18 protein-coding genes are annotated in these 19,847 nt (G+C 68.1%); 16 read left to right on the top strand and 2 right to left on the bottom strand.

The annotated features are described in order from the left end of the window. Positions 1 to 2: 2 nt before the first annotated feature. The gene (gene flgM / locus BM345_RS23155) at positions 3 to 287 is read right to left on the bottom strand and encodes a flagellar biosynthesis anti-sigma factor FlgM (protein ID WP_093384275.1); all 285 of its coding nucleotides are present in this window, start codon (positions 285 to 287) and stop codon (positions 3 to 5) included. A 71-nt stretch (positions 288 to 358) separates the two neighbouring features. Continuing rightward, on the bottom strand, positions 359 to 1,066 hold the full coding sequence (flgA, locus tag BM345_RS23150) for a flagellar basal body P-ring formation chaperone FlgA (protein ID WP_093384273.1): 708 nt from the start codon (positions 1,064 to 1,066) through the stop codon (positions 359 to 361). 175 nt (positions 1,067 to 1,241) lie between these two features. On the opposite strand from flgA, the gene flgB reads away from it, so the two are divergent. The 16 genes from flgB to BM345_RS23070 all read left to right on the top strand — a co-directional run bounded on the left by flgB (position 1,242) and on the right by BM345_RS23070 (position 19,847). Then, the gene (gene flgB / locus BM345_RS23145; RefSeq protein WP_093384270.1) at positions 1,242 to 1,649 is read left to right on the top strand and encodes a flagellar basal body rod protein FlgB; all 408 of its coding nucleotides are present in this window, start codon (positions 1,242 to 1,244) and stop codon (positions 1,647 to 1,649) included. A 19-nt stretch (positions 1,650 to 1,668) separates the two neighbouring features. Further along, positions 1,669 to 2,070: a flagellar basal body rod protein FlgC gene (gene flgC / locus BM345_RS23140; protein ID WP_093384268.1), complete on the top strand. Its 402-nt coding sequence runs from the start codon at positions 1,669 to 1,671 to the stop codon at positions 2,068 to 2,070. Positions 2,071 to 2,150: 80 nt separating this feature from the next. Continuing rightward, positions 2,151 to 2,822, top strand: coding sequence for a flagellar hook assembly protein FlgD (locus BM345_RS23135; RefSeq protein WP_093384265.1), 672 nt, complete (start codon positions 2,151 to 2,153; stop codon positions 2,820 to 2,822). 55 nt (positions 2,823 to 2,877) lie between these two features. After that, positions 2,878 to 4,092: a flagellar hook protein FlgE gene (gene flgE / locus BM345_RS23130; RefSeq protein WP_093384262.1), complete on the top strand. Its 1,215-nt coding sequence runs from the start codon at positions 2,878 to 2,880 to the stop codon at positions 4,090 to 4,092. A gap of 37 nt (positions 4,093 to 4,129) precedes the next feature. After that, positions 4,130 to 4,876: a flagellar basal-body rod protein FlgF gene (flgF, locus tag BM345_RS23125; RefSeq protein ID WP_093384260.1), complete on the top strand. Its 747-nt coding sequence runs from the start codon at positions 4,130 to 4,132 to the stop codon at positions 4,874 to 4,876. Positions 4,877 to 4,923: 47 nt separating this feature from the next. After that, complete coding sequence (gene flgG / locus BM345_RS23120) at positions 4,924 to 5,706, top strand: flagellar basal-body rod protein FlgG (protein ID WP_093384257.1); 783 nt, start codon at positions 4,924 to 4,926, stop codon at positions 5,704 to 5,706. A gap of 125 nt (positions 5,707 to 5,831) precedes the next feature. Next, on the top strand, positions 5,832 to 6,476 hold the full coding sequence (locus BM345_RS23115) for a flagellar basal body L-ring protein FlgH (protein ID WP_093384516.1): 645 nt from the start codon (positions 5,832 to 5,834) through the stop codon (positions 6,474 to 6,476). Between the two features lie 9 nt (positions 6,477 to 6,485). Continuing rightward, positions 6,486 to 7,613, top strand: coding sequence for a flagellar basal body P-ring protein FlgI (locus tag BM345_RS23110; protein ID WP_093384255.1), 1,128 nt, complete (start codon positions 6,486 to 6,488; stop codon positions 7,611 to 7,613). 10 nt (positions 7,614 to 7,623) lie between these two features. Further along, positions 7,624 to 8,622: a flagellar assembly peptidoglycan hydrolase FlgJ gene (gene flgJ, locus BM345_RS23105; RefSeq protein ID WP_093384252.1), complete on the top strand. Its 999-nt coding sequence runs from the start codon at positions 7,624 to 7,626 to the stop codon at positions 8,620 to 8,622. Positions 8,623 to 8,676: 54 nt separating this feature from the next. Further along, positions 8,677 to 10,251 (top strand): methyl-accepting chemotaxis protein, encoded by a 1,575-nt coding sequence (locus tag BM345_RS23100; protein ID WP_093384249.1) that lies wholly within the window; start codon positions 8,677 to 8,679, stop codon positions 10,249 to 10,251. A gap of 82 nt (positions 10,252 to 10,333) precedes the next feature. Beyond that, positions 10,334 to 11,905, top strand: coding sequence for a methyl-accepting chemotaxis protein (locus BM345_RS23095; RefSeq protein ID WP_093384247.1), 1,572 nt, complete (start codon positions 10,334 to 10,336; stop codon positions 11,903 to 11,905). A gap of 95 nt (positions 11,906 to 12,000) precedes the next feature. Further along, the gene (locus BM345_RS23090) at positions 12,001 to 13,659 is read left to right on the top strand and encodes a methyl-accepting chemotaxis protein (RefSeq protein WP_093384244.1); all 1,659 of its coding nucleotides are present in this window, start codon (positions 12,001 to 12,003) and stop codon (positions 13,657 to 13,659) included. A 63-nt stretch (positions 13,660 to 13,722) separates the two neighbouring features. Next, entirely contained in the window at positions 13,723 to 14,205 is a 483-nt protein-coding gene (locus BM345_RS23085; RefSeq protein WP_093384514.1) for a chemotaxis protein CheW, read from the top strand. A gap of 32 nt (positions 14,206 to 14,237) precedes the next feature. Then, entirely contained in the window at positions 14,238 to 15,965 is a 1,728-nt protein-coding gene (locus BM345_RS23080; RefSeq protein WP_093384242.1) for a methyl-accepting chemotaxis protein, read from the top strand. Positions 15,966 to 15,989: 24 nt separating this feature from the next. Continuing rightward, positions 15,990 to 17,690 carry a methyl-accepting chemotaxis protein gene (locus BM345_RS23075; RefSeq protein ID WP_093384239.1) on the top strand — a complete coding sequence of 567 codons (1,701 nt, stop codon included), beginning with the start codon at positions 15,990 to 15,992 and terminating at the stop codon, positions 17,688 to 17,690. Between the two features lie 15 nt (positions 17,691 to 17,705). Beyond that, positions 17,706 to 19,847, top strand: coding sequence for a methyl-accepting chemotaxis protein (locus BM345_RS23070; RefSeq protein WP_093384237.1), 2,142 nt, complete (start codon positions 17,706 to 17,708; stop codon positions 19,845 to 19,847).

Below are 19,847 nucleotides of genomic sequence, written 5' to 3'. Positions count from 1 at the left end.
AATCAATCCTTCTTGGCGCCCAGCAGGTCGCGCACGCTGTCCAGCAGGCCGTCGGCGATGCCTTCGGGGTTGACCTGGTAGCGACCGGCGCGGATGTCCTCGCGGATGGCGGCCACGCGGGCGGCGTCGAAATCGCCACCGGGCACGCTGGGCATCAGGTGCACCTGGCCGGAGGCTGCGTTTTCCTTCGGGGCGGAGGTGGCGCCGGTCGAGGCCGTGGTGGCGCTGCCGCTCTTGCTGGAGCGGGTGAAGGGGACGGCCGGCGGGGCAGGTGGATCGATTTTCAAGATGGTTCCTCAAAGGGCTGCCCTCTTTATCGGCAGCCTCCGGAAAAACTTTAGTGGAATTCGGGCGCGCCCTACTGGGCGAGCCGGATCTGCCCCTCTTCGTCGGCAATGCCGCTCACGAGGCGGCCGTCGCGGGTCTTGGCCTGCACGTTCGCGCCGATTTCTGCCCGGGTCATGGCCCGCGCCTCGGTGCTGACCGAGAAGCCCGTGCCGCTGGCCACCACCTTGACCGTCTGGCCCTGCTGGATGACCACCGTGCCGCGCAGCAGTTCCTTGCGCAGCGGCGCGCCGGCCGCGATGCGGTTGGCGGCCACCACGCCGTGCAGCGTGGCGGGCTCGGTGACCACCGAGCGGGGCAGGGCGGCCAGGTCGCCCTGGCGCTCGCTGATCCGATCGCCGTCCAGCGCCTGGCCGGCCTCGATGGCCTCGGCGGCCACGTAGTAACGGCCCTGCACGCTGACGTAGGCTTGCACGAAGCGGGTCCAGGCGGCCGGCGAGGCGCAGCGCAGGCCGATGGACAGGCGCCCGCGCAGCTCGCTGCCCGGCGCCAGGAAGGCCTCGGGCGCGTCGCAGGCCGGCAGGTTGGCGGCATTGCCCACTATGCGGACCGAGATCTCGCCCGGCAGGCCCTTGGACTGCGTCTGTACCAGGCGCTCGACGGCCAGCCGCGCCGCGTCGGGCACGGCGGGCGCGGCCGGGCCGGCAGCGGCGCAGGAGCCGGCCAGGGCCAGCATGGCCAGGGCCAGGAGAGGGGTGCGAAGGCGGGGTGTATGGAGCATGCGTGCGCGGGGTTGGTGCGCAAATTCTAGGCAGGCACCCATGCTCCGGAACTCCCGAAGTGAAGGCCAAACCCCCCGTTGCTCGGCCCATTGCCGGCGCGGGCCGTGCATAGACTTCGTTTCCATCTCAAGCCACGCCCAACCGGGGTGCGGCCTCGTCAAAGGATGGAGCAACATGATCGACAAGCTGGATGCGGCGCTGGGCTTTCAACGCGAAGCGCTCAACCTGCGTGTGCAGCGCCAGGAAGTGCTGGCGGCCAACATCGCCCACGCCGACACGCCCAACTACAAGGCGCGTGACTTCGACTTCAGCAGCCGCCTCACGCAGGCCGTGGAGAAGGGGCGCCAGGACAACTCCTTCTCGCTCTCGACCACCTCGGCCCGCCACCTGGCCGGCCAGGCCAGCAGCATGCCCGACCAGGACCTGCTGTTCCGCACGCCCTCGCAGTCGAGCATCGACGGCAACACGGTGGAAATGGACGCCGAGCGCGTCAACTTCGCCGACAACGCGCTGCGCTACGAGTCCAACCTGACAGTGCTGGGCGCCAAGATCAAGACGCTGCTGGCCGCGGCGCAGCAGTAAGCCGGAAGGATTCGAGCAAATGCCCATGAACATCTTCCACGTGGCCGGCTCGGCCATGGCCGCCCAGTCGCAGCGCATGAACGTCACGGCCAGCAACATGGCCAACGCCGACAGCGTGGCCGGCCCCGACGGACTGCCCTACCGCGCCAAGCAGGTGGTCTTCCAGGTCGATGCGGATTCGCAGGGCGACATCGGCGGCGTGCGCGTGGCCTCGGTGGTCGAGGACAGCTCGCCGCTCAAGACGGTGTACGACCCCAAGAACCCGCATGCCAATTCCGAGGGCTACGTGAACCTGCCCAACGTGAACGTTGTGGAGGAGATGACCAACATGATCTCCGCCTCGCGCAGCTACCAGGCCAACGTCGAGGTGCTCAACACCGCCAAGACCCTGATGGTCAAGACGCTCAGCGTCGGGCAGTAAAGCCAGCGCCGCCGCCTTTTCTCGCATTCCAACCCACTTGAACGCCTGCCCCCGAGCGCAGGCGAGGAGATCTTTTCGCCATGGCCGTCAGCGACACCACCGCAGCATCTTCCGCTTCCGCCAACGCGGCAGCGGCCGCAGCCAGCGCCACCTCCAGCGCCGACATCGAGCAGCGCTTCCTGAAGCTGCTGGTCACGCAGCTGAACAACCAGGACCCGCTCAACCCGATGCAGAACTCCGAGCTCACCTCGCAGCTGGCGCAGATGAGCACCGTGAGCGGCATCGAGAAGCTCAACAGCACCATGTCGGGCCTGCTGAGCCAGAGCGGCGCCAGCCAGGTTCTGCAGGCCGCTTCGATGATCGGCTACGCCGTGCTCTCGCCGGGCAACGAGCTGGCGATTACCAAGGACCAGGCCACTTCGGGCTTCGCCGTCGAGCTCGCGGGCTCGGCCGCCGACGTGAAGGTGGTCATTTCCGACGCCGACGGCAAGACCGTGCGCACGATGGAAATGGGCGCCATGGCCGCGGGCGTCAACGGCGCGACCTGGGACGGCAAGAACGACGCCGGCGATGCCGTGGCCGCAGGCGCCTACACCTACAGCGTGGTCGCCAACAACGGCAGCACCGTGGTGAAGTCGACTGCCCTGAGCTTCTCGCAGGTGGCGGCCGTCAAGCAGAGCGCCGACGGCGTCTCGCTGGAGCTGACCGCGGGCCGGAGCATCAGCCTGTCGGACGTGCGCATGTTCCTCTGACGCGCAGCGCATTCCCCAACGCATTTCCCTTCGTACAACCCCCAAGGACTCACCCATGGCTTTCTCCCAGGGCATCAGCGGCCTGTCGGCTGCCGCCGCGAACCTCGATGTGATCGGCAACAACATCGCCAACTCCGGCACCATCGGCTTCAAGTCGGCCGCTGCCACCTTCAAGGACGTGTACGCGGGCTCGCGCGTCGGCCTGGGCGTGGCGGTGTCGGGCGTGTCTCAGAACTTCGCGCAGGGCGCGACGCAGACCAGCAGCCGGCCGCTGGACGTCGCCATCCTGAACGGCGACGGCTTCTTCCGGCTGAGCAGCGCCAGCGGCGAGGTCTTCTACTCGCGCAACGGCCAGTTCGACCGTGACAAGGAAGGCTACCTGGTCAACGGCAGCGGCCTGCGCCTGACGGGCTTCGGCGTGTCGGCCAACGGCACCATCAACGGCGGTGCGCCCGGCCCGCTGCAGATCCAGACCTCGTCGATGAACCCCAACGCGACCACGGCCGTCAAGGCCGAGTTCAACCTGGATTCGCGCAGCGTCACGCCCACCTCCACGCCCTTCGATGCGGCCGACTCGGCCACCTACAACTACTCCAACGCCCTGGGCCCGGTCTACGACTCGCTGGGCAACCCGCACGAGCTGGGCGCCTTCTTCGTGAAGACCGGCGCCAACACCTGGGACGTGTACGGCACCTCCGACGGCACGGCCCTGAACGCCGGCGCGCCCATGACCACGCTGACCTTCGATGCCAACGGCAACATGACCGCGCCGGCCAGCGGCGGCTTCAACATCGCCGGCCTGACCTTCCCGAACGGCTCGGCCGCGATGAACATGTCGGTGGACCTGAGCGGCACCACGCAGTTCGGCAACAAGAACGCCGTGAACCGCCTGAACCAGGACGGCTTCACCTCCGGCACGCTGACCTCGTTCTCGATCAACGACGACGGCACCATCACCGGCAAGTACTCCAACGAGCAGACCAAGCTGCTCGGCCAGGTGGTGCTCAGCTCCTTCGCCAACCCCAACGGCCTGGAGCCCAAGGGCGACAACGTGTGGGCCGAGACGCTCGCCTCCGGCCAGCCGCTCACGGGTACGCCGGGCGCCGGCACCAAGCAGGGCTCGCTCGCCTCGGGAAAGCTGGAGTCCTCCAACGTCGACCTGACCTCCGAGCTGGTCAACCTGATCGTCGCCCAGCGCAGCTACCAGGCCAACGCGCAGACGGTGAAGACGCAGGACCAGGTCATGCAGACCTTGATGAACATCCGCTGATCGCGGCGGTCGCAACCACCACCAGGAGTAGAGCGCAATGGATCGCATGCTGTATGTCGCCATGAGCGGCGCCAAACAGGCCATGGAGCAACAGGCCTCGGTCGCCCACAACATGGCGAACGTGTCGACGCCCGGCTTCCGGGCGCAGATCAACAGCTTCCGCGCCGTGCCGGTGGTGGGCGAGGAGGCGCGCACCCGTGCCTTCGTGGTCGCCACCACGCCCGGCGCCGACTTCAGCCACGGCCCGCTCGCCGAGACTGGCCGCTCGCTTGACGTGGCGGTGCAGGGCGACGGCTGGCTGGTGGTGGAAGCACCCGACGGCAGCGAGGCCTACACCCGCGTGGGCAACCTGCAGGTGGGCGCCGACGGCCAGCTGCTCACCATGGGCGGACGCCCGGTGCTGGGCGATGGCGGCCCCATGGCCGTGCCGCCGGGCGCCGAGGCGCTGGTGGGCTCCGACGGCGTGGTCACTGCGCGCGGCGCGGGCGACCCGCTGACCGGCGTGGCCGACGTGGGCCGCCTGAAGCTGGTCAACCCGCCCACCGCCGACCTGGTGCGCGGCGACGACGGCCTGTTCCGCATGCGCGAGGGCCTGCAGCCCGCCGACGCCGACCCGGCGGTCCGCCTGGTCAGCGGCGTCATCGAGGGCAGCAACGTGAACCCCGTCGAAGCGATGGTGGACATGATTTCCAACGCCCGCCGCTTCGAGCTCCAGATGAAGTCCATCCAGACCGCCAACGAAGGCGCGCAGTCGGCCAACCGCCTGCTGGCCTACGGCGGCTGACCCGCAGCCGCACCACATTTCCTGCCCCTCAAGGAGAACCCTTTCCCATGATCCGTTCCCTCAACATCGCCAAGACCGGCCTGGACGCGCAGCAGACGCAGCTGGACGTGGTGTCCAACAACCTGGCCAACGTCGGCACCACCGGCTTCAAGCGCAGCCGCGCGGTCTTCGAAGACCTCATGTACCAGAACCTGCGCCAGGTGGGCGGCCAGACCTCCGACCAGACGCGCCTGCCATCGGGCCTGCAGGTGGGCACCGGCGTGCGCGTGGTGGCCACCGAGCGCATCCACTCGCAGGGCAACCTGACCAAGACCGACAACCCGAAGGACGTCGCAATCAACGGCGCCGGTTTCTTCCAGGTGCAGATGCCCGACGGCAGCACCGCCTACACCCGCGACGGCTCCTTCCAGACCGACGCCGACGGCCAGCTGGTCACGGCCAGCGGCTTCCAGATCCAGCCGGCCATCACGCTGCCGCAGAACGTCACCAGCATCACCGTCGCCCGCGACGGCATGGTGTCGGTCACGCAGGCCGGCAGCAGCAACACCGTGCAGGTCGGCCAGCTGCAACTGGCCACCTTCCTCAACCCGGCCGGCCTGCAGAGCAAGGGCGAGAACCTGTACGCCGAGACCGATGCCTCCGGCACGGCCAACCAGGTCAACCCGGGCGTGGACGGTGCCGGCATCCTGACGCAGGGCTACGTCGAAGCCTCGAACGTGAACGTGGTGGAAGAGCTGGTCAACATGATCGCCACCCAGCGTTCCTACGAGATCAACAGCAAGGCGGTCCAGACCTCGGACCAGATGCTGGCGCGACTGGCACAGCTGTGAGCTATTCCGGACTTGCCCTTCTCGTGTGGCCGCCCGCCCCGCAGGCGGGTCAGGTCCCGTCCGCGGCCCGCCCGCGGCGCATCGGCCTGGCCGATGGTCTTCGCCTGGCCGTGGCGCTGGCGGGCATGCTGCTGGCCACCGGCTGCGCGCAGTTCCCGCGCGAGCCTCTCACGCAGCAACCCATGACGGCACGCCCCGATCCGATGGCGGCGGCCCGCAACCGCGGCAACACAGGCGGCGTCTACCAGGCCTACGGCCGCGGCAACGGCCTGTTCGAGGACAACCGGCCGCGCAACGTCGGCGACATCCTCACCATCGTCATCGCCGAGAGGATGAACGCCACCAAGACCTCGGGTGCCAATGCAAGCCGCGACGGCAGCACGGCAGCCGAGTTCACCGTGGTTCCCAAGGTCATCGGCGGCCTGCTCAACAACCAGAGCGCCGACCTGAGCGGCAAGACCGGCTTCACCGGCAAGGGCGGGGCGAGTGCCGGCAACACCTTCACCGGCAACATCACCGTCACCGTGGTGGACCTGATGCCCAACGGCAACCTGCTGGTCAGCGGCGAGAAGCAGATGCTGATCAACCAGGGCACCGAGTTCATCCGTTTCTCCGGCGTGGTCAACCCGCGCCAGGTGAGCGGCAGCAACACCGTGCTGTCGACCCAGGTGGCCGACGCCCGCATCGAGTACAGCGGCAAGGGCTTCATCGACGAGGCGCAGACCATGGGCTGGCTGCAGCGCATCTTCCTCAACGTCATGCCCTACTGAGGCGACCCCATGAGCAAAACTTCCTTCGGAACCCAGGTTCGCGCGCTGCTGCTGCTGGCGGCGGTGCTGGCCACGGCCGCGCCCAGCCTTGCCTACGCCGAGCGCCTGCGCGAACTGGCCTCGGTGCAGGGCGTGCGGGACAACCCGATCATCGGCTACGGCCTCATGGTCGGCCTGGACGGCACCGGCGACCAGACCATGCAGACGCCCTTCACCACGCAGAGCCTGTCGAACATGCTGGCGCAACTGGGCGTGACCATCCCCGAGGGCAAGAACATGCAGCTCAAGAACGTGGCGGCCGTGATGGTCACCGCCACGCTGCCGCCCTTCGTGCGGCCGGGCCAGAGCATCGACGTCACCGTGTCCTCCATGGGCAATGCCAAGAGCCTGCGCGGCGGCACGCTGCTGATGACGCCGCTCAAGGGCGCCGACGGCCAGGTCTACGCCATCGCCCAGGGCAACATGGTGGTGGGCGGCGCCGGCGCTTCGGCCAACGGCAGCAAGGTGCAGATCAACCAGCTCAGCTCGGGCCGCATTCCCAACGGCGCGCTGGTGGAGCGCGCGGTCGAAGCCCCGGTGGGCGGCGACGGCGTGTTCTCGCTGGAACTGAACCGCTCCGACTTCGGCACCGCGCAGCGCGCAGTGGAAGCCATCAACCGGCAGTTCGGCGCCGGCAGCGCCGACGCGCTGGACGGCCGCGTGATCCGCGTGCGCGCACCCGATTCGGCCTCGGAGCGCGTGTCCTTCCTGGCCCGCCTCGAGAGCCTGGAGATCACGCCCACGCAGGCCCCGGCCCGCGTGGTGATCAACGCACGCACCGGCTCGGTGGTGATGAACCAGGCAGTGCGGGTGAACGACTGCGCCGTGGCGCACGGCAACCTGTCGGTGGTGATCAACACCGAGCCGGTCATCAGCCAGCCTGCGCCCTTCTCCAACGGCACCACGGTGGCCGTGCCCACCTCGCAGATCTCGGTCAACCAGGGCGGCGGTGCACTGCAGGTGGTGCGCGGCGGCGCCTCGCTGGCCGACGTGGTCAAGGGCCTGAACACCCTGGGCGCCAACCCGCAGGACCTGGTCTCCATCCTGCAGGCCATGAAATCGGCCGGCGCCCTGCGCGCCGAGCTCGAGATCATCTGAGGACGCAGCCATGGCAGTTTCTGCAGCCACCGCCTGGAACGGCGCCGACGCAGCCGGCCGAAGCGGCGCGCTGGACTCGCGCTTCGCCCTGGACGTGCAGGGCGTGGATGCCCTGCGCCGCACGGTGCGCGGCACGCCGGAAGAGGGCCTGAAGCAGGTCTCGCGGCAGTTCGAGTCCCTGTTCATGAACATGGTGCTCAAGAGCATGCGCGAGGCCTCCGCCACCATGTCCAGCGGCCTGCTGGAAAGCCAGAGCGAGAAGACCTACCTGTCGATGTTCGACCAGCAGCTGACGCAGAACCTCTCGGGCCGCGGCCTGGGCCTGGCCGAGGCCATGATGGCGCAGCTGCAGCGCACCATGGCCACCACCGGCTCTGCGGACCTGCCGGATGATCCGCAGCAGGCCGTGGCCATGCAGCAGCAGCAGGCGCGCATGCGCACCTCGCAGGCCTCCGGCATCCCGGTGATGCCGGTGCCGCGCCAGGCCGCGCCGGCGGACCTGAGCATCTACCAGTCCAACGGCGGCCAGCCTTCGGCCGGCGCGGTGGCCTCGCTGCAGGGCCACGTCGACCAGTTCGTCGCGCGCATGGGCCCCGCGGCCCAGACGGCCAGCGCCGCCAGCGGCGTGCCGGCCCCCCTCATCCTGGCGCAGGCCGCGCTGGAGTCGGGCTGGGGCAAGCGCGAGATCCGCGGCGAGGACGGCACGCAGAGCCACAACCTCTTCGGCATCAAGGCCGACCGCAGCTGGAAGGGCCCCACGGTGGAGATCACCACCACCGAGTACATCGACGGCGAGCCGCAGAAGGTGCGCGCGAAGTTCCGCGCCTACGGCTCCTACGACGAGGCCTTCACCGACTACGCGCAGTTCATCAGCCGCAACCCGCGCTATGCCGACGTGGTGGCGACCGACGACCCGGCGCAGGCCGCGCACGGCCTGCAGCGTGCAGGCTATGCCACCGATCCGCAGTACGGGCACAAGCTCGTTCGGATCATGCAGAAGTTCAGCTGACATGCGGTCCACCGCACGCACACAAACCGCTTGGAAGAGCACGAGGAGATAAGCATGAAGGATTGGAAGATCGGAACCCGCCTGGGCGCAGGCTTTGCGCTCATGCTGGCCCTGGTGGTGGCCGTGGCCTGCGTGGGCGTGCTGCGCCTGCAGGACGTGGGCGACGCCACCAACGAGATGGTCAGGCAGGCGCTGGTCAAGGAGCGGCTGGCCGCGACCTGGCTGCAGAACACCAACGTCAACAGCGTCCGCACCTTCGCGCTGCTCAAGAGCAACGACGCCGAGGTGCAGGAGTTCCTGCAGAAGAACATGAGCAAGACCAGCGCGCAGATCTCGGAGACGCAGAAGAGCATCGAAGCGCTGCTCAATTCGCCTGAAGAACTCGCGCTGGCCGAGGACATCAAGAAGAAGCGCGCCGACTACATCGCGCTGCGCACCGGCATCCTCAAGCTCAAGGCCGAAGGCAAGCAGGCCGAGGCCAACACGGTCATGGCCAGCCGCCTGCTGCCCACGCTGGAGAACTACGACGGCAGCATCCGCGCCATGCTGGAGTACCAGCAGGCGCAGATCGACGCCAAGGCCGTTGCCATCGACGGCACCTACCGCTCCGGCCGCACCGTGGTGATGGCGTTGGCGGCCCTGGCGGTGGCGCTGGGCGCCGTGCTGGCCTGGCTGCTCACGCGCAGCGTGGTCGAGCCGATCAACGAGGCGCTGCTCATTGCCGACACGGTGGCGTCGGGCGACCTCAGCCAGGACTTCGAGACCAACCGCGGCGGCGACTTCGGCCGCCTGCTGCGCGGCATGGGCGAGATGGAAGACACGCTCACCGACGTGGTGGGGCGCATCAAGGCCTCGACGGATTCGATCCTGGTGGCGTCGGGGCAGATCGCCTCGGGCAACCAGGACCTGTCTTCCCGTACCGAAGAGCAGGCCAGCTCGCTCGAGCAGACGGCTGCCTCGATGGAGGAGCTGACCAGCACCGTCAAGCAGAACGCGGACAACGCACGGCAGGCCAACCAGCTGGCGATGTCGGCTTCGCAGGTCGCCGTCAAGGGCGGCACCGTGGTAGGCCAGGTGGTGGACACCATGGCTTCGATCAACGCCTCGTCCAAGAAGATCGTGGACATCATCGGCGTCATCGACGGCATCGCCTTCCAGACGAACATTCTGGCGCTGAACGCGGCGGTGGAGGCCGCACGTGCGGGCGAGCAGGGTCGGGGCTTCGCAGTGGTCGCATCGGAAGTGCGCAACCTGGCACAGCGCTCGGCGGCGGCCGCCAAGGAAATCAAGAGCCTGATCGACGATTCCGTCGGCAAGGTGAAGGCCGGCAGCGAACTGGTGGGCGAAGCCGGCCACACCATGCAGGAGATCGTGGGCAGCGTTCAGCGCGTGACCGACATCATGGGCGAGATCACCGCGGCCAGCCACGAGCAGACCCAGGGCATCGAGCAGATCAACCAGGCCATCTCGCAGATGGACCAGGTCACGCAGCAGAACGCCGCGCTGGTGGAAGAGGCGGCGGCGGCTGCTGCGGCCCTGCAGGAGCAGGCGGGTGGCCTGTCCAAGGTCGTCGGCATGTTCAGGCTGGAAGCCGGCGAACCGGACGTGCGGGCCTCAATTCCCGCCTGATCCGGCCGATAACCAGGGCGAGGCACGCCAAAGGGTTGCGCGTGCCCATCGACCGGGTTGTTGAACCGAAGGAACAAGAGCAATGAGCTTCAAGAATTGGAAGATCGGCACGCGCCTGGGCGCGGGTTTCGCCGCCATGCTGGTGCTGGTGGCGATGATCGCCACGACCGGCGTGCTGCGCCTGGACAAGGTGGGCAATGCCACCGAGGACATGGTGGACGGCCCTCTCGCCAAGGAGCGCATGGTGGCCGAGTGGGCGCGCCTGCTGGGCGCCAACATCGTGCGCACCTTTGCCATCGTGAAGGCAACCGATCCGGCGGTGGAGGGCTACTTCCGCAAGGAACTCACCGCCGGCCAGGCGCTCATCAACCCGCTGCAGGAGCGCCTGGACAAGGCGCTGACCTCGCCCGAGGAACGCAAGCTCTACGAAGCGGTGGCGCAGACGCGCAAGGGCGTGCTGGAGTTGCTGGCCGCCATCAACAAGCTCAAGGCCGACAAGGATTTCGAAGGCGCGAGCCAACTGGCCGACTCGAAGTTCGCCCCCGCGCTGGCCCAGTACGAGAAGGACATCGTCGCCCTGGCCGAGCACGAGCGCGGGCTGATCTCCGCCGCCGCCAAGGGTGTGGCCAACGACCATGACGTGGGCCGCGCGGCCATCCTCACCTGGGCCTTCGCCGCCCTGGTGGTGGGCGCGCTGTGCGCCTGGCGCCTCACGGTGGGCATCGTGCGCCCGCTGGGCCAGGCCGTGAAGGTGGCCCGCACCGTCGCGGACGGCGACCTGAGTTCGCGCATCGAGGTGCCCTCGCGCGACGAGACCGGCCAGCTGCTGGAAGCGCTGCGCGACATGAACGCCGCCCTGGTGCATATCGTGGGCGAGGTCCGCAACGGGACCGACACCATCGCGACCGCCTCGGGCCAGATTGCCACCGGCAACCAGGACCTGTCCTCGCGCACCGAAGAGCAGGCCAGTTCGCTGCAGGAGACCGCGGCGTCGATGGAAGAGCTGACCAGCACCGTCAAGCAGAATGCCGACAACGCGCGCCAGGCCAACCAGCTGGCCGTGTCGGCCTCCGAAGTAGCCGTGAAGGGTGGCACGGTGGTGGGCCAGGTGGTGGACACCATGGCTTCGATCAATGCTTCGTCGAAGAAGATCGTCGACATCATCGGCGTGATCGACGGCATCGCGTTCCAGACCAACATCCTGGCGCTGAACGCCGCCGTGGAAGCGGCCCGTGCGGGCGAGCAGGGCAGGGGCTTCGCGGTGGTGGCGTCGGAAGTGCGCAACCTGGCGCAACGCTCGGCCGCAGCCGCCAAGGAAATCAAGGGCCTGATCGACGACTCGGTCGGCAAGGTGCGTGCCGGCAGCGAGCTGGTCGGCGAGGCGGGCCACACGATGCAGGAGATCGTCGGCAGCGTGAAGCGCGTGACCGACATCATCGGCGAGATCACCGCCGCCAGCCAGGAACAGACGCAAGGCATCGACCAGATCAACCAGGCCATCTCGCAGATGGACCAGGTGACGCAGCAGAACGCCGCGCTGGTGGAAGAAGCCGCCGCCGCAGCGCAGTCGCTGCAGGAGCAGGCCGGCGGGCTCACGAAAGCCGTGGGCATCTTCAAGCTGGAAGAAGGTGCGCTGATGGCGCGCGCCGCCTGAACCATGACGGACCGCATTGCCTTTGTCGAGCACGCCGTGCGGCCCTTCAGGTTTGCCCGCGCGTGCCGATAAGCAAGACAAGGTCTTCTACATCCATGCGCGTCAATCTTCCAATCACTGCCAACGAATACGAGCTGGCGCCCGATGCGGCGCTGGTCTCCCGCACCGACCTGAAGGGTCGCATCACCTACGCCAACCCCGCCTTCGTGGAAGCCAGCGGCTTCACGCTGGAGGAACTGGTCGGCAAGGCGCACAACATCGTGCGCCACCCGGACATGCCCGCCGAGGCCTTCAGCGACCTGTGGGAATCGCTGGGCGGCGGCTACCCCTGGACCGGCCTGGTGAAGAACCGCCGCAAGAACGGCGACTTCTACTGGGTGCTGGCCAACGTCACGCCCATCCGCCGCCACGGCCGCATCGACGGCTACATGTCGGTGCGCGCCAAGCCCGCGCGCGCGGCCGTCGAGCAGGCCGAGGCCATCTACAGCCGCTTCAAGGAAGGCCGCGCCGGCCAGCTCGCGATCTGGCGCGGCGAGGTGGTCAAGCGCGGCTGGGCCGACCCGGTGGCGCGCCTGCGGCGCATTCCGGCACGCCAGCGCGTGCTGGCCGTGGCGGGCCTGTCGAGCCTCGTGAGCCTGGCAGGCGCCGCGGCCGCTTTCATGGCGCCGGCGCCCTGGAGCGGCTGGCTGGGCGCCTTCGGCCTCGGCTCGGCGCTGGTCTGGCTGGCGATGGGCCTGTTTTTGGACCGCACCGTGTTCCAGCCGCTGGAGCGTGCGCTGCGGGTGGCCCGCGCCATTGCTGGCGGCGAGCTGGAGCGCTTCGAGGTCCGCCCCGAGGACGAGACCCGCAGCCTGCTGCTGGCCTTGAACCAGATGAGCGCCAACCTGATGGCCGTGGTGTCGGACGTGGGCGCCAACGTGGCCGGCGTCAGCGCCACCTCGGCGCAGATCGCCAGCGGCAACCAGGACCTGTCCTCGCGCACCGAGGCGCAGGCCAGTGCGCTGGAACAGACCGCCGCCTCGATGGAGGAGCTGACCAGCACCGTCAAGCAGAACGCGGACAACGCGCTGCAGGCCAACCAGCTGGCCGTCTCGGCTTCCGAGGTCGCCGTCAAGGGCGGCGCGGTGGTGGGCCAGGTGGTGGACACCATGGCCTCGATCAATGCCTCGTCCCGCAAGATCGTGGACATCATCGGCGTGATCGATGGCATCGCCTTCCAGACCAACATCCTCGCGCTCAATGCCGCGGTGGAAGCGGCCCGTGCGGGCGAGCAGGGCAGGGGCTTCGCGGTGGTGGCGTCGGAAGTGCGCAACCTGGCGCAGCGATCGGCCGCGGCCGCCAAGGAAATCAAGGGCCTGATCGACGATTCCGTCGGCAAGGTCGAGGCGGGCGGCGAACTGGTCGGCGAAGCCGGCCGCACCATGCAGGACATCGTCGGCAGCGTCAAGCGCGTGACCGACATCATGGGCGAGATCACCTCCGCGAGCCAGGAGCAGACGGCGGGCATCGAGCAGATCAACCAGGCCATCACGCAGATGGACCAGGTGACGCAGCAGAACGCGGCGCTGGTGGAGCAGGCCAACGCCGCGGCCACCTCGCTGCAGGAACAAGCCGGCGGGCTGGCACAGGCCGTGGGCCTGTTTCGCGACGCCGGGCCGGGGGCCAGTGGCCGTCCGGCCACAACGCACAAGAGCAAGAAGCACACGCCTGCCGCCACGGCCTCCGCCGGCGCGCAGGAATGGACATCGTTCTAACGAAACAGGATCAACACCATGCTGACGAAAACCAAGACCTCCAACGAGCCGGCGCACGCCGGCATGCCCGCCGCCATCGCCTCGCACGGCGACAAGCCGCTCGAGTTCCTCTCCTTCACCCTGGGCGAAGAGGAATACGGCATCGACATCCAGAAGGTGCAGGAACTGCGCGGCTACGACGCCGTCACCCGCATCGCCAACGCACCCGCATTCATCAAGGGCGTGGTCAACCTGCGCGGAATCATCGTGCCGATCATCGACATGCGGGTGAAGCTCAACCTGGGCGACCCCAGCTACGACCAGTTCACCGTGGTGATCGTGCTGAACATCGGCGGTCGCGTGGTGGGCATGGTGGTGGACAGCGTGTCGGACGTGATCACGCTGGAGCCGGCGCAGATCAAGGAAGCGCCGCAGATGGGCTCGCTGCTGGACACCGACTACCTGATCGGCCTGGGCACCGTGGGCGAACGCATGCTGATCCTGATGGACATCGACCGCCTCATGTCCAGCGAAGAGATGGGCCTGATCGAGCGGGCCGCCGCCTGAGCGCGCCGGGGAAGAAAAGAGATTCGACTGAAATGAAAGCGTTCTACAACCTCAAGATTGCCACCAAGCTGATGGTGGCATTCGGCGCCGTGCTCGTGCTGACGGTGTTCGTCGGCCTGTTCTCGGTCGCGCAGCTGTCCAAGGTCAACGACCTCTCGACGGACATCGCCGACAACTGGATGCCGTCCACCCGCTCGCTGCTGGAGATGAAGGCCTCGATGGCGCGCTTTCGCCAGCAGGAAGTGCAGTTCGTTGGTGCCCTGACCGAGGACGATTTCACGTACTACGAGAAGGGCATGGCCGAGGGCTGGGAGCGCTGGATGAAGTTCCGCTCGGCCTACGAGAAGCTGGTCAGCTCGCCCGAGGAAAAGTCCATCTTCGCCGAGTACCTGAAGAACATGGATGCCTACGCGCAGGAGCACAAGAAGATCGTGGTGGCCACCCGTGCGCAGCGCGAAGGCCAGGCCGACTCGCTGTCGCGCGGTGAATCGCTGCGCATCTACCGCGAGATGATGAGCCTGTTGGACAAGATGGTGCAGCTGAACGTCGACGGTGGAGAAGCCGCCTCCGACACCGCCAGCCGCGTCTATGCGAACAGCCGCAACCTGATCCTGGGCATCCTGCTGGTCTGCGTGGTGCTGGGCATGCTGCTGGCCCTCACCATCGCGCGCATCGTCGCCAAGCCGCTGACCGAGGCCGTGCGCGTGGCGCAGGCCGTCGCCGGCGGCGACCTGGGCAGCCGCATCGAGGTGAACACCCGGGACGAGACCGGCCAGCTGCTGGGCGCCCTGCGCGAGATGAACACCAGCCTGGTGCGCATCGTGAGCGAGGTGCGCACCGGCACCGACACCATCGCGACCGCCTCGGGCCAGATTGCCTCGGGCAACCAGGACCTGTCTTCCCGCACCGAGGAGCAGGCCAGCTCGCTGGAGCAGACGGCTGCCTCCATGGAGCAACTCACCAGCACCGTCAAGCAGAACGCGGACAACGCGCGCCAGGCCAACCAGCTGGCCGTGTCGGCCTCCGAAGTGGCCGTGAAGGGTGGCACGGTGGTCGGCCAGGTGGTGGACACCATGGCCTCGATCAATGCTTCGTCGAAGAAGATCGTCGACATCATCGGCGTGATCGACGGCATCGCCTTCCAGACCAACATCCTGGCGCTGAACGCCGCCGTGGAAGCGGCCCGTGCGGGCGAGCAGGGCAGGGGCTTCGCGGTGGTGGCGTCGGAAGTGCGCAACCTGGCGCAGCGCTCGGCGGCCGCGGCCAAGGAAATCAAGGGCCTGATCGACGACTCGGTGGGCAAGGTGCAGGCCGGCAGCGAATTGGTCGGCGAAGCCGGCCACACGATGCAGGAGATCGTCGGCAGCGTGAAGCGCGTGACCGACATCATGGGCGAGATCACGGCCGCGAGCCTGGAACAGACCCAGGGCATCGACCAGATCAACCAGGCCATCTCGCAGATGGACCAGGTGACGCAGCAGAACGCTGCGCTGGTGGAAGAAGCCGCTGCCGCAGCGCAATCGCTGCAGGAGCAGGCCGGCAGCCTGGTGCAGGCCGTGAGCGTGTTCCGCATCGAAGGCGCTGCGCGAACGCTTGCCGCTGCACCCAGGCCGGCCGTGGCCGCGAAGGTGGCAACGGTGGCCGCCAGGGCCAAGGGCACGGTGGCAGCCAAGGGCAAGCCGCCCGCCGCCCGTGAGCCGGCCCGCGCCGAGCCCGTCCTGGCTTCGGCCGGCGGCTCGGGCGACTGGACCGAGTTCTAAGAAGAAGAAATACAAGGAATCGTCATGACCCTGAAGAACCTGAAGATCGGCGCCCGCATGGGCCTGGGCTTTGCCATCGTGCTGCTGCTCATGGCTTTCATCGCCGCCACCGGCCTGCTGCGCCTGGAGAACGTGGGCAATGCCACCGAGGCCATGGTGGCCGGCCCCCAAGTCAAGGAGCGCCTGGTGGCCCAGTGGGCCAGCGAGGTGAAGGCCAATATCGTGCGCACCTACGCCATGGTCAAGACCACGGACAGCGGTGCCGAGGCCTTCTACAAGAAAGGCATCGGCGAAGGATCGGCGCGCATCGCGCCGATCCAGAAGCAGCTGGAAAGCATGCTCGACTCGCCCGAGGAGAAGAAGCTCTACGCCCAGATGGGCGAAGTGCGCAAGGTCGTGCTGGCCCTGGTGGACGAGGCCGGCAAGCTCAAGGCGCAGAAGGAATGGGATGCCGCCGCCAGCCTCGCGGACGACAAGCTGGGCAAGGCGCTGGCTGCCTACGAGGCCAGCCTGGTGGCCCTGGGCGACCAGCAGCGCACGCAGATCGAGGCCGCCGCAGCCGCCATCGCCAAGGAACATGCGGCAGGCCGCAGCATGCTGATCGTGCTGTCGCTGATTGCGCTGGCCGCGGCTGCGCTGTGCGCCTGGCGCCTGACGGCCAGCATCGTGCGCCCTCTCAACGACGCCGTGAAGGTGGCCGAGACCGTGGCCGCCGGCGACCTGGGCTCGCGCATCGAAGTCGACCGCCAGGACGAGACCGGCCAGCTGCTGAACGCCTTGAAGAACATGAACGCGAACCTGGTCCGCATCGTGGGCGAGGTCCGTACCGGCACGGACACCATCGCCACGGCCTCGGGCCAGATCGCCTCGGGCAACCAGGACCTGTCCTCGCGCACCGAGCAGCAGGCCAGTTCGCTGGAAGAGACCGCTGCCTCGATGGAAGAGCTGACCAGCACCGTCAAGCAGAACGCGGACAACGCGCGGCAGGCCAACCAGCTGGCGTTGTCGGCCTCGCAGGTCGCCGTCAAGGGCGGCACGGTGGTGGGCCAGGTGGTGGACACCATGGCCTCGATCAACGAGTCGTCCAGGAAGATCGTGGACATCATCGGTGTCATCGACGGCATCGCGTTCCAGACCAACATCCTGGCGCTGAACGCCGCCGTGGAAGCGGCGCGTGCCGGCGAGCAGGGCAGGGGCTTCGCGGTGGTGGCCTCGGAAGTGCGCAACCTGGCGCAGCGCTCGGCCGCGGCGGCCAAGGAAATCAAGGGCCTCATCGATGACTCGGTCGGCAAGGTCCGCACCGGCAGCGAGCTGGTGGGCGAGGCAGGCGACACCATGCAGGAGATCGTCAGCAGCGTGCAACGCGTGACCGACATCATGGGCGAGATCACTGCGGCCAGCCACGAGCAGACGCAAGGCATCGAGCAGATCAACCAGGCCATCACGCAGATGGACCAGGTGACCCAGCAGAACGCCGCGCTGGTGGAAGAAGCCGCCGCCGCAGCGCAATCGCTGCAGGAACAGGCCGGCAGCCTGGTGCAGGCCGTGAGCGTGTTCCGCCTCGATGGCGCGGTGCGGCCGGCTGTCACGGTCAGCAAGGCCGTGCCGGTGGCAGCGGTCGCCAAGCCCCAGCAGACCAGGCGCGTCGACAAGGCACCCCGCGGCGCGCGGACCGAACCGACGGTGGCCGCGGCCGGCAGCGCCGGTGACTGGACCGAGTTCTAGGCTCGGGGTAGTTCGATGAACGAAGCAGTTTCTTCGGAAAGCGCGCCCCGCACCGTCTCGCTGGTGCGCACGCTCACGATCCGGGCGGGCCTGGCCATGCTGGCTCTCACGATGCTGATCCTGGCGGTTTTCTACGCTTTGGCCTCTTCGCAGCAGCAGCGCAGCGCCGCCCGTTTCGCCAATGCCAAGGCCGAAGCCATCGCCAGGTCGCTCGACATCTTCGACCAGACCATGCAGCAGAACGCCGAGAACACCTACGGCGTTTTCCGGCGCCAGTTCGCGCAGACCTTCGTCCTCGAAGGTGGGGCGCAGGGCCGGCTGCTGAGCCAGGGCCTGGCCTTGGACGGCAACTCGACCGCGGAGGTGGATGCCTTCGCCCGCGACTTCCCCGGGGCGAATGCCACGGTGTTCGTGGCGCAGGGCGATGACTTCCGCCGGGTCACCACGTCGGTCAAGAAGGAGAACGGCGAGCGTGCCATCGGCACGCTGCTGGACCGCAAGAGCGCCGCCTACCCGGTGCTGCGCGCGGGCCAGAAGTTCGTGGGGCGCACCGTGCTGTTCGGTCGCCCTTACATGACGGTGTACGACCCGGTGCGCGATGCAGCCGGACAGGTCGTCGGTGTGCTCTACATCGGCCTGGACATTTCGCGGCAGCAAACGGCCTTTGGAGAGGCGGTGAACAAGACGCGTCTGTTCGACACGGGCGGGCTCTACGTCGTCAATCCGAGTGGCGGCGCGGAAGCCGCGACGCTGGTCTTCCATCCGACGTCTGCCGGCAAGAAGCTGGCTGAAGTGCTGGGCCCCCGTGGCGATGCCGCGTCGTGGCTCGCCCGCATCGGTGGCAAGGACAGTGAGTGGATCGACGGCGCGCAGGCCGTTCTGGGCCAGGCTGCGCACGGCGATCACTACGCCTCCGTTGCACGCAGTGAAGCCAATGGATGGCTGGCGGTGGCCGAGGTTCCGGCTTCGCAGGTGATGGCCGAGCTGTACCGCCAGATGGCCTGGCTTGCCGGCGCCATCGCGCTGGCGGCGGTGGTGCTGGGCATCGCACTGGTGCTGTTCATCCGCCGCACGGTGCGCCCCCTGCGTGACCTGAGCGAGCATGTCCAGGCCATGGGCAGCGGCGACCTGTCGCGCCGGCTGGTGTCGCAGCGCCGCGACGAGATGGGCGTCATCACCCGGGCCGTCGAGTCGATGCGCGACGGCCTGGTTCGCGTGGTCAGCGGTGTCCGCGAAGGCACCGATGCAGTTGCGACGGCCTCGGGCCAGATCTCCGCCGGCAACCAGAATCTGTCTTCGCGCACCGAAGAGCAGGCCAGTTCGCTGGAAGAGACCGCCGCCTCCATGGAGCAGCTGACCAGCACCGTCAAGCAGAACGCGGACAACGCCCGCCAGGCCAACCAGCTGGCGTTGTCGGCCTCGCAGGTCGCCGTCAAGGGCGGCACTGCGGTGGGCCAGGTGGTGGACACCATGGCCTCGATCAACGAGTCGTCCAGGAAGATCGTGGACATCATCGGCGTCATCGACGGCATCGCGTTCCAGACCAACATCCTGGCGCTCAATGCTGCGGTGGAAGCCGCCCGCGCAGGCGAGCAGGGCAGGGGCTTCGCAGTGGTTGCCTCGGAGGTTCGCAACCTGGCGCAGCGCTCTGCCGCGGCCGCCAAGGAAATCAAGGGCCTGATCGACGATTCGGTGGGCAAGGTACAGGCCGGCAGCGAGCTGGTGGGCGAAGCCGGCCACACCATGCAGGAAATCGTGAGCAGCGTGAAGCGCGTGACCGACATCATGGGCGAGATCACGGCCGCGAGCCTGGAACAGACCCAGGGCATCGACCAGATCAACCAGGCCATCTCGCAGATGGACCAGGTGACGCAGCAGAACGCTGCGCTGGTGGAAGAAGCCGCTGCCGCAGCGCAATCGCTGCAGGAGCAGGCCGGCAGCCTGGTGCAGGCCGTGAGCGCGTTCCGAATTGACGGCGGCAACGCCCGTCCGGCCGGGCGCATCCAAGCCCGCGTGGGAGCGATCGAGCCCGCCAAGGCGCGCACGGCCGTGAAACCGCGCTCCCCCAAGGCAGCAACAGTGCCGCGCGCCACCCCGCCCGCGGCCCCGAAAGTCGTGACGGCGTCCGCCGGCGCGGGTGATTGGACCGAGTTCTAA

This window comes from Variovorax sp. OV329, from assembly GCF_900114785.1.
Lineage (GTDB): Bacteria > Pseudomonadota > Gammaproteobacteria > Burkholderiales > Burkholderiaceae_C > Variovorax.
This window is presented reverse-complemented; position numbering and strand designations above follow the sequence as displayed.